This is a genomic window from Neobacillus drentensis (assembly GCF_036966985.1).
In the GTDB taxonomy this organism is placed as follows: Bacteria; Bacillota; Bacilli; order Bacillales; family Cytobacillaceae; genus Neobacillus; species Neobacillus drentensis_E.
Genome location: NZ_JBALSN010000156.1, coordinates 1 through 10,343, shown reverse-complemented (window position 1 = coordinate 10,343; position 10,343 = coordinate 1). Strand labels below are relative to the sequence as shown.

8 protein-coding genes, 3 tRNA genes and 1 pseudogene are annotated in these 10,343 nt (G+C 38.2%); 9 read left to right on the top strand and 3 right to left on the bottom strand.

Annotated elements, in window-relative coordinates; all coding sequences use genetic code 11:
* Position 1: 1 nt before the first annotated feature.
* From V7659_RS10810 to V7659_RS10800, 3 genes are all read left to right on the top strand, one after another.
* Positions 2–77, top strand: a tRNA-Phe gene (locus V7659_RS10810).
* Between the two features lie 27 nt (positions 78–104).
* Positions 105–180 (top strand) — tRNA-His (locus tag V7659_RS10805).
* Positions 181–196: 16 nt separating this feature from the next.
* Positions 197–270: transfer RNA gene (locus tag V7659_RS10800), tRNA-Gly, on the top strand.
* 77 nt (positions 271–347) lie between these two features.
* Here the strand turns inward: V7659_RS10800 and V7659_RS10795 are convergent.
* Positions 348–1,019 (bottom strand): B3/B4 domain-containing protein, encoded by a 672-nt coding sequence (locus V7659_RS10795; RefSeq protein ID WP_335540043.1) that lies wholly within the window; start codon positions 1,017–1,019, stop codon positions 348–350.
* 112 nt (positions 1,020–1,131) lie between these two features.
* Here V7659_RS10795 and queG point away from each other — a divergent pair, with 112 nt between their 5' ends.
* From queG to yhbH, 6 genes are all read left to right on the top strand, one after another.
* Positions 1,132–2,262: a tRNA epoxyqueuosine(34) reductase QueG gene (gene queG / locus V7659_RS10790; RefSeq protein ID WP_335540042.1), complete on the top strand. Its 1,131-nt coding sequence runs from the start codon at positions 1,132–1,134 to the stop codon at positions 2,260–2,262.
* 85 nt (positions 2,263–2,347) lie between these two features.
* On the top strand, positions 2,348–3,220 hold the full coding sequence (locus V7659_RS10785) for an amidase domain-containing protein (RefSeq protein WP_335540041.1): 873 nt from the start codon (positions 2,348–2,350) through the stop codon (positions 3,218–3,220).
* A gap of 72 nt (positions 3,221–3,292) precedes the next feature.
* On the top strand, positions 3,293–3,766 hold the full coding sequence (gene trmL / locus V7659_RS10780; protein WP_283877855.1) for a tRNA (uridine(34)/cytosine(34)/5-carboxymethylaminomethyluridine(34)-2'-O)-methyltransferase TrmL: 474 nt from the start codon (positions 3,293–3,295) through the stop codon (positions 3,764–3,766).
* A gap of 51 nt (positions 3,767–3,817) precedes the next feature.
* A complete protein-coding gene (gene nfsA / locus V7659_RS10775) occupies positions 3,818–4,567 on the top strand; it encodes an oxygen-insensitive NADPH nitroreductase (protein WP_335540040.1) in 750 nt (249 codons plus the stop codon).
* Positions 4,568–4,891: 324 nt separating this feature from the next.
* A complete protein-coding gene (locus tag V7659_RS10770) occupies positions 4,892–6,787 on the top strand; it encodes a PrkA family serine protein kinase (protein ID WP_335540039.1) in 1,896 nt (631 codons plus the stop codon).
* A 280-nt stretch (positions 6,788–7,067) separates the two neighbouring features.
* Positions 7,068–8,234, top strand: a complete 1,167-nt coding sequence (gene yhbH / locus V7659_RS10765; protein WP_026565896.1) for a sporulation protein YhbH — start codon at positions 7,068–7,070, stop codon at positions 8,232–8,234.
* Positions 8,235–8,272: 38 nt separating this feature from the next.
* Here the strand turns inward: yhbH and V7659_RS10760 are convergent, their stop codons facing one another.
* Both V7659_RS10760 and nagE read right to left on the bottom strand, forming a co-directional pair.
* The gene (locus tag V7659_RS10760) at positions 8,273–8,701 is read right to left on the bottom strand and encodes a PTS sugar transporter subunit IIA (RefSeq protein ID WP_335540044.1); all 429 of its coding nucleotides are present in this window, start codon (positions 8,699–8,701) and stop codon (positions 8,273–8,275) included.
* A 102-nt stretch (positions 8,702–8,803) separates the two neighbouring features.
* Positions 8,804–10,240: pseudogene (gene nagE / locus V7659_RS10755) on the bottom strand (N-acetylglucosamine-specific PTS transporter subunit IIBC); the annotation flags it as partial.
* Between the last annotated feature and the right edge of the window lie 103 nt (positions 10,241–10,343).

The window sequence follows — 10,343 nt, the reverse complement described above, 5'->3', positions numbered from 1 at the left end:
TGGCTCAGTAGCTCAGTCGGTAGAGCAAAGGACTGAAAATCCTTGTGTCGGCGGTTCGATTCCGTCCTGAGCCACCATTTTTGTTTTAAACCTATATTATTATGGCGATTGTGGCGAAGTGGTTAACGCACCTGATTGTGGTTCAGGCATTCGTGGGTTCGATTCCCATCAGTCGCCCCATAATAAATTTTAATATGCGGGTGTAGTTTACTGGTAAAACCTCAGCCTTCCAAGCTGATGTAGTGGGTTCGATTCCCATCACCCGCTCCATACATATTAACTAACGCAGTTTATCGTTACATTAGAGAACGATGAGTTGCGTTTTTTCTTATATAAAAAAAGATGCCCTATGGACACCTGATTATTTGGAAGGACGCTTCTCCTCCATGTATTTGGGTAAACATGTTCATTAATGACTCTGTTAATCTCATCGACTTTTCAACATCGGTTGAGGGTCTCAAATATATAACTTGCACAGCATTTTTGGTAGCAAAAGTTACAGGTGCTCTATCAGAATCGACGAAGGGACTTCCAAAGGGCCCTAGATTATCTGAAGATACGATCAGATGATTCAAAGAGTTTATCCGCCCATTCAATCCAGTATACTCCTCCCCCTCTGTTCCTAATCGAATGCTAATGGATCCATTTAAGTTATCCAGATCGTAAATTCCAATAGGTACTTGATATTGTAAGGAGAAAAAGTTATTAATATCAATAGCACTTTGTATAGATGAAAGGAAATTTTGTTTTTGTACCCTTCTGTACAAAGCTTCAACTGAAGGACGATATCGATTCGGATCTTTCCCATATTTTTTAAAAATGTTACGCCATTCCTGAATTCCTGAGAGTTCAGTAACATTTTTATTTTCTAAATCAAAATAAATAGATTCTTGAAAAAGCTGAAGTCTTCCTTTAATCATTTGCGGTGATTCAGCGACAGTAATATTCTTATATACAATGATCCCCACTTTAAAGTTTGGAATTTGCTCGATTATTTCCTCTGAGAGTTTAATTTCCAACCATTCCACCTCCAAAATTCAATGAAAATAGTTTATCATAAATAGATGTGCAACTAATAATTTAACAATCCATATTTATTATAAATCACTTCAAAGGAAGGGAGGGGACCACATGAATATTGAAGAGTTAAAGGAAGAAATAATTGCCTATAGTAAGGAAATTGGCATTGATAAAATTGGTTTTACGACAGCAGGCACGTTTACTGAATTAAAAAATCGACTATTAAGGCAGCAGTCATTAAACTACCAATCCGGATTTGAAGAACCAGATATAGAGAAACGAGTGAACCCTTCATTATTATTAGAGGAACCTCGTTCGATCATTTCAATTGCAATTGCTTACCCTTCCAAGATGAATCACCGTGTCGAAAGTAAAAAGGGTGAGAGGAGAGGGATTTTCAGCAGGGCCTCATGGGGGCTTGATTATCATCATGTGCTAAATGATAGGCTTAAGAAGTTAGAGGAGTTTATCACGACAAAGGTACCTAATGCAAGGTTAAAATCGATGGTTGATACTGGAGAGCTCTCAGATCGAGCCGTAGCTGAACGAGCTGGAATCGGTTGGAGTGGAAAAAACTGCGCCATTATTACACCTGAGTTTGGGTCGTATGTGTATTTGGGTGAAATGATTACAAGTATTCCCTTTGAACCTGATACTCCATTAGAAGATCAATGCGGTTCATGTACAAAGTGCTTGGATGCTTGTCCCACCGGAGCCTTGGTCCAAGGTGGACAGATTAACGCACAACGCTGTATTTCTTTTTTAACACAAACAAAAACATTTATTCCAGATGAGTATAGAGATAAGATTGGTAATCGAATCTATGGTTGTGATTCATGTCAAACTGCATGTCCTGTTAACAAAGGGAAGAACTATCATTTTCATGAAGAATTGGAACCACAACCTGAAGTGGCTAAACCCTTACTAAAGCCGATTCTAAAATTAAGTAATCGAGAATTTAAAGCTAAATTTGGACATGTATCTGGTGCGTGGAGAGGGAAAAAGCCAATTCAACGGAATGCAATTATTGCCCTTGGGCATTTTAAGGATGAAACAGCCATTCCAGATTTAGTAGATATTCTAGAGAATGAGGGAAGTCCAGTTTCAAGAGGAACAGCAGCTTGGGCCCTTGGGAAAATAGGCGGTGAGACAGCTTTTGCGGCCTTAAATAAAGCTCAGGAACATGAACAGGATCTTGAAGTACAAAATGAAATAGAAAAAGCCTTAAGTTTTTATAGGTAAAATGAGCGAACTCAATTGGTTCGCTTATTTTTTTTGATTGAATCCCTGTCTTCTCACATATGTATGATGGAAAGGGGTGAGGAGTATGCTTCATTTAATACAAAAGTTATTTGAAAAAAGAGTCAGTCAATTTGTTTCCGATAATAGAACACATAAAGTATTTTTTCCAAAGGCTGATAACAAGCAAGGTACATTAGCAAAAAGATCAGCTGAAATTGTAAAAATAAAAGCTTTCGGCAGAATCATAGAAATTGATAAAGAGGATGAATTTCAAACGGTAAAATATCAGGCCCATTATCAATATTTAATCAAGCAAAAGGGTTTGCTGTATATGGAAGAAGAAATTGAAGAAAGATTAGCTAAGTTTTATAAAGAGGCTTTAGTAATGGATGAGGAAATTAATCCGTATGCACCTCATGAAACTTATCACACACCTGCAGAATTTCTTGTAGAGGACCTGGATGAGCGATTGAGTTTTCAGTACAATCGTTTGAAGGCTGTGCAATATGCAGAAAGGTGGTGGAATAGCTACAATCCTGCTTATAACAAATTTGAAAATGATTGCACCAACTTTATCTCACAGTGTCTTCATAGTGGAGGTGCTCCAATGAGAGGCTATCCTAATCGGGGAGCAGGCTGGTGGCTCCAAAAAAGTAATTATAGCTATAGTTGGGCAGTGGCACACTCTCTAAAGGGATACTTAGCTAATTCGAAAATTGGTTTACGGGCAAGGGAAGTGAGCAGTCCGGAACAATTGTTATTGGGAGATATAATTTGTTACGATTTTGAAGGGGATGGACGGTTTAATCATAATACAATTGTGACGGGTAAGGATGCAAATGGCATGCCGTTAGTTAATGCCCATACGTATAATAGTCGGATGAGGTATTGGGCATATGAAGATTCATCCGCCTATACCCCAAATATTAAATACAGATTTTTTTCAATCATCGATTAAGGAGCTTAATTTTTGAAAGGGTCTATGATAATGGTATAATTGCATGTAGAGTTTTTACATGAGGTGAATTCCATGTCAATTAATGTTGTTTTATATCAACCGCAGATCCCTTCCAATACAGGAAATATTGCAAGAACATGTGCAGGAACAGATACAAATTTACATCTAATCCGTCCATTAGGCTTTTCTACGGATGACAAAATGTTAAAAAGAGCAGGACTCGATTATTGGGAACACGTTAATATCTCCTATTATGATTCTCTTGATGATTTTTATGAGAAGAATGCAGGCGGTGAATTTTTTTATATTACAAAATTTGGACAGAAGGCTTTTAGCAGTTTTGACTACAGTAATTCAAGTAAAGATTATTATTTTATCTTTGGGCGTGAAACAACAGGACTTCCGAAAGATGTCATTGAAAATAATAAAGAAGTCAGCTTGCGAATTCCTATGAATGAAAATATCCGTTCTCTAAATTTGTCCAATACAGCTGCTATTCTTATCTATGAAGCGCTCAGGCAGCAAAACTATGCGCATCTACAATAATCCGAGGGGGCCAAAAGGGCCCCCTTTTGAGTAATGGAAAGGAAGATTGTTATGAATGAAGTTATCCAAACAATACTAAACCACCGCTCTCATCGTCATTTTGAGGACAAGCAACTAACAGACGAACAAATTAAAACAATCATTACTTGTGCTCAATCTGCATCCACATCCAGTTTTATTCAGGCCTACTCTATAATTGGTGTTAGAGACAAAGAAAAAAAGAAAAAACTAGCAGAGATTGCAGGTAATCAGGAATATGTTGAAAACAACGGCCACTTTTTTGTCTTTTGTGCAGATTTATACCGCCATACCATTATTGGGGAGAATGAACAGATAGATGTTACCCCTTCGATTGAAAGCACGGAAAAGTTCATGGTAGCTCTCATTGATGCATCTTTAGCCGCACAAAATGCAGCGATTGCCGCAGAATCGATGGGGTTAGGGATTTGTTACATAGGTGGAATTCGCAATAATTTAGATGAGGTAACTAAGATTTTAAAAACACCAGAGCGGGTTATTCCTTTGTTTGGACTGGCAGTTGGGTTTCCTACCAAACTAAATGAAAAAAAACCGAGGCTGCCATTTGAACATGTCTATCATGAAGACGAATATGAACAAAATAAAGAGGTTTACCTTGGCCAGTTACAAAATTATGATAACTTAATTTCTAACTACTATGAAGAGCGGACAGATGGGAAAAGAAAAGACCGCTGGACAGAACAAATGGCTAGGATGCTTGATCGGAAGAGTAGAATGTATATGAAGGAATTTATTCAGAAAAATAAACTGGATCGCCACTAAAAAAGCTGCCAATCGGCAGCTTTTATTTGGTTGAACCTGGTTTGTCGTTATAACCTGATGTGAAGATTGCCGCTAAAAAGGCGACCATTACTAAACAAACGATGAAAGTGTTCATATTTATGTAATCCTCCTTCGTCATACATTTTTCAATTTTATCACACATATAGTCTTATTATAGCCTATCTTATAAAAATGAAAAGAGGAAGATTCTTTTTATTGTAACAAAAAAGATAGAAGCTAACTCGCAATGGTTACGCATGTTCAAAAGCTTATCAGCATAGAGTATATTAAATCGTCTCTGATTAACCTACGGGGGAGGGCCTTATGGATATTCTAAAAAAAATCGAGATGTATCGCGAAGAGGAAGAAAAGTTACGTTGGGAAGGGTCATTCGCAGATTATTTACAGTTGTTGAAAGAGAAGCCATGGGTTGCACAGTCGGCACATTCACGAGTTTATAATATGCTTAAGGATGCAGGTATTACTGAAGAAAAAGGGACGAAGAAGTACGAATTCTTTAGCAATCAATTATTTGGTTTAGAGGAGTCGCTTGAGAGGCTTGTTGAAGAATACTTCCATCCAGCTGCAAAAAGATTGGATGTAAGGAAACGTATTTTATTATTAATGGGTCCTGTAAGCGGAGGGAAGTCCACTCTTGTTACCATGTTAAAAAGGGGACTTGAAGCATACTCGCTCACGGATCGAGGCTCAGTCTTTGCCATTAAAGGATGCCCGATGCATGAGGATCCACTTCATTTAATCCCACACCATTTGCGGAAGGATTTCTATGATGAGTATGGTATCCGCATTGAAGGTAATCTATCACCGTTGAACATGATGCGTCTAGAACAGGAGTATGGCGGACGAATTGAGGATGTACTAGTCGAAAGAATCTTTTTCTCCGAAGATAAACGAACAGGGATTGGTACATTCAGCCCATCCGATCCAAAATCACAGGATATTGCTGATTTAACAGGTAGTATCGATTTTTCAACGATTGCGGAATATGGTTCTGAATCAGATCCACGTGCATATCGTTTCGATGGTGAACTTAATAAGGCTAACCGAGGAATGATGGAGTTCCAGGAGATGTTAAAGTGTGATGAGAAATTTTTGTGGCACTTGCTGTCTCTTACCCAAGAGGGGAATTTTAAGGCTGGACGTTTTGCTCTCATTAGTGCGGATGAGTTAATTGTGGCGCATACGAACGAAACGGAGTACCGTTCCTTTATCTCCAACAAGAAGAACGAAGCACTGCATTCGCGGATTATTGTTATGCCAATACCGTATAACTTAAAGGTGTCACAAGAAGAAAGAATTTATGAAAAGATGATCAATGAAAGTGATGTTTCTGATGTTCATATTGCACCGCATACGTTAAAAGTAGCTGCGATGTTTACTATTCTTACCCGTTTAAAGGAACCGAAAAAAGGCGATATAGATTTACTTAAGAAAATGCGCCTATATGATGGGGAAAGTGTGGAAGGCTTTAATACAGCCGATGTGGATGAACTGAAGAAGGAATATCCTGATGAAGGTATGAGTGGTATCGACCCTCGTTACGTAATTAACCGAATTTCATCGACAATCATTCGTAAAGAAATACCTTCAATTAACGCACTTGATGTATTAAGGTCATTAAAAGATGGACTCGACCAGCACCCGTCTATCACCGCAGAGTTACGGGAACGTTATATGAATTATATTTCATTAGCCCGGAAAGAGTATGATAATATTGCCAAGAAGGAAGTCCAGAAGGCATTTGTGTATTCATATGAAGAATCAGCGAAAACCTTAATGGACAATTACCTAGATAATGTGGAAGCCTATTGCAATAAATCGAAACTGCGTGACCCGCTCACTGGCGAGGAGATCAATCCAGATGAGAAGTTGATGCGCTCTATTGAAGAACAAATTGGTATTTCTGAAAATGCGAAAAAGGCCTTTAGGGAGGAAGTCCTCATTAGGATTTCAGCCTTTGCGAGAAAAGGGAAACGATTTGACTATAATTCTCATGATCGTCTCCGTGAAGCTATTCAAAAGAAATTGTTTGCCGATTTAAAAGACGTTGTGAAAATTACCACTTCTTCCAAAACACCTGATGAACAGCAGCTCAAGAAAATCAATAATGTAGTTGCAAGGTTAGTGGATGAACATGGCTATAATACAACGTCAGCGAATGAATTACTTCGTTATGTAGGAAGTCTATTAAATAGATAAGTTGGGGTTAAAATAGCAGGGACTGGCAGAAGGAAATCTGTCAGTCTATTTTTTTCCTTATTCAAATTCACTAAGAATCTGTAATGCTCCCACTTTACCAATTTGTCCAATTTCATAGGCGAATGCACAATTGTCGAAATAATTTGTAAATTATTCTTTATTTCTGCATAGGATAAAGTAATCCATATTTATCTTATTTTTTTCACTCGCGTTATCATATGTATTTGGATGAAAATTTGTGCATTTTGGAACCTATTAAATTAATAAGGAGGGGTTTACATTGTCAACAAACAACCATCAATTTGTCATTTCAAGAGAAGATTGGTCCCTCCACCGTAAAGGCCACGATGACCAGCAAAGGCATCAGGAAAAAGTCCAGGAGGCAATTCGAAACAATCTTCCCGACTTAATTACTGAAGAAAGCATAATCATGTCTAACGGTCGAGATGTCGTAAAAATTCCAATTCGTTCATTGGACGAATATAAAATCCGTTATAATTATGACAAAAACAAACACGTGGGCCAAGGTGATGGTGACAGTCAAGTAGGTGATGTAGTAGCACGTGATGGTTCTAGCGGCCAGAAGGGACCTGGAAAAGGCCAAGGAGCTGGCGACCAAGCAGGTGAAGACTACTTTGAGGCGGAAGTATCATTAATGGAGCTAGAGGAAGCATTATTTAAACAATTGGAGCTTCCAAATTTGAAAAGAAAAGAAGAGCAAGAACATCTAGTTGAAAACATTGAATTTAATGATATTCGTAAAACGGGGCTGATGGGGAATATCGATAAGAAACGGACGATGATGTCAGCTTTTAAAAGAAATGCGATGACCGGAAAGCCAGCTTTTCATCCGATTTACAAGGACGATTTAAAATTTAAAACCTGGAATGAAGTAATCAAACCAGATTCTAAAGCAGTAGTTATTGCCATGATGGATACAAGTGGATCGATGGGGATCTGGGAAAAGTATATGGCCCGAAGTTTTTTCTTCTGGATGACTCGATTTTTAAGAACCAAATATGAAACGGTGGAAATTGAATTTATTGCCCACCATACTGAGGCTAAAGTTGTTTCAGAGGAAGACTTCTTTTCAAAGGGTGAAAGCGGTGGAACCATTTGTTCATCCGCATACCGCAAAGCACTTGAAATCATTGATGCCAAATATAATCCACGAAAGTTCAACATCTATCCATTCCATTTTTCAGACGGTGATAATCTTACTTCGGACAACGCCCGCTGCGTGAAGCTAGTGGAAGAATTAATGAAAGTGTCTAATATGTTTGGCTACGGTGAAGTAAATCAATATAACCGCCATTCAACGTTAATGTCCGCCTATAAGAACATTAAAGATGATCAATTTCGCTACTATATTCTTAAACAAAAAGCAGATGTCTTTCATGCCATGAAGAGTTTCTTCCAAGCAGAGGAATCGAAATTATTCGCTTAACAAAAACGACTGGTGTCAGGCACCAGTCGTTTCTGTTGTTATTCAATTGATAGGATTCCGTCTTGACCTTGGGATGAGTGTCCCTGTTTTTTAACATTTAATTTTGTTAAGTTTGTAAAGATAATTGGAGTAACTATTGATGGTGCTGACTTTTTAATGAAATCTAAATCAAATTTTAAAATCTCTTGACCTTTTGTTATCTTTTCTCCATCCTTTACAAGCACTGTAAAACCCTCACCTTTTAAATTTACAGTGTCCATGCCGACATGGATGAGAATTTCATATCCTTGACTTGCCTTGATACCAATAGCATGTTTAGTAGGAAATACGTTCATAATCTCACCATCAACAGGTGAAACTACAGATCCCTTAGATGGAACGATTGCAAAACCATCACCCATCATTTTTTGTGAGAAGACTTGATCTGGCACTTCAGTAATCGGGATAATTTCCCCTTCGATTGGCATAACGAAATCTTTGTCAGAAAGTGGAGAGAGTTCATTCGATTCCACTGGAGTATAAGTATCATTTTTGGTTGTATTAATTTTCTTCATCGCATTTGGATTATTACGAAGTTTTAAAATTTCGTCTGCTACGAATTGTACATTCGTTCCAACAATTACTTGAATGCTTTGCTTTCCAACGATATTAATTCCTGGTACACCAGTCGATTTAATTTTTTGTTGGTCGACTGCGTTCATGTCTTTTACTTCCATTCTTAAACGGGTTACACAATTGTCAACAGAAGTAACGTTGGCATCTCCACCTAATCCTTCATAAATTTGTGCTGCCATAACAGTAAATTTACTTTCACCGGTTGCAAAATTCATTTCAGAAGATTCTTCATCATCCTCTTCACGTCCAGGAGTCATCAAGTTGAATTTCGTAATAATGAATCTGAATAAGAAATAATAGATTACCGCAAACACTAAGCCTTGAACCATTAACATGTAAGGATGGTTTGCTAACGGTAATCTAGAACTTAAAATAAAGTCAACTAGACCGGCGCTAAAACCAAATCCAGCCGTCCAATGGAATGCAGCTGCAATGGCTAAGGAAATACCTGTTAAAATCGCATGGACCACATAAAGCATTGGAGCTACAAACATAAAGGCAAATTCAATTGGCTCTGTTACACCAGTAAAGAACGCTGCGAAACCTGCTGCTAACATTAAGGAAGCCACTGCCTTTTTCTTCTTGTCCTTCGCAGTGTGGTACATCGCTAATGCTGCTGCTGGTAGACCAAACATCATGACAGGGAAGAATCCTGCTTGATACATACCAGTAACACCTTTTGTTCCTTTTCCAGCCCAGAAATTACCGATATCATTAATTCCGGCTACGTCAAACCAGAATACTGAGTTTAAGGCATGGTGCAAACCAGTTGGAATCAATAAACGGTTAAAGAATCCATATAAACCTGCGCCAAATGCGCCTAAATGAGCAATACCTTTACCAAATGAAACAAGTCCTGTAAAGATAACAGGCCATAAGAAGAATAGTATTGCAGAAACAGCAAGCATAGATACCGCAGTCATGATTGGGACAAGACGCTTACCAGAGAAAAATGCTAAAGCATCCGGTAATTTAACATGGCTAAAGCGATTGTACATCGTGGAAGCAACAATACCAGAAAGAATACCAACAAAAGCATTTCCAATCTTTACAAACGCAGGGTCTACCTCTTCTGGTTTAATCCCTTCGAGCAATGCCACTGAGCCTGGTGAAAGCAAGGTTGTCACAACTAAATAGGCAACCAAACCACTTAACGCGGACGAACCATCTTTCTCTTTCGCCATCCCTAGTGCTACCCCAACAGCAAATAGGATAGGGATATTATCAATGATCGATGAACCAGCTTTAATTAGGAAAGCCGCTAGCGGACTATCCGCCCCCCAACCCGTAGGGTCGATCCAATAACCAATACCCATCAAGATAGCTGCAGCCGGTAAAACAGCTACAGGTAACATCAATGAACGACCAATTCTTTGTAAATATTTCTTCATCACATTACCTCCTAATATAATCTAAAAAATAACTATAAAATAATTCATTAAAAAAATTATTGCGGGTGTAAGCGCTTTTCCGTTTCTAATATAACACTAAATA

Bases quoted from the DNA above. Each gene is read 5' to 3' on its own strand.
- queG (WP_335540042.1), top strand. From the start codon at position 1,132: ATGAATATTGAAGAGTTAAAGGAAGAAATAATTGCCTATAGTAAGGAA.
- V7659_RS10770 (WP_335540039.1), top strand. From the start codon at position 4,892: ATGGATATTCTAAAAAAAATCGAGATGTATCGCGAAGAGGAAGAAAAG.
- V7659_RS10785 (WP_335540041.1), top strand. From the start codon at position 2,348: ATGCTTCATTTAATACAAAAGTTATTTGAAAAAAGAGTCAGTCAATTT.
- nfsA (WP_335540040.1), top strand. From the start codon at position 3,818: ATGAATGAAGTTATCCAAACAATACTAAACCACCGCTCTCATCGTCAT.
- V7659_RS10760 (WP_335540044.1), bottom strand. From the start codon at position 8,701: ATGCCAATCGAAGGGGAAATTATCCCGATTACTGAAGTGCCAGATCAA.
- trmL (WP_283877855.1), top strand. From the start codon at position 3,293: ATGTCAATTAATGTTGTTTTATATCAACCGCAGATCCCTTCCAATACA.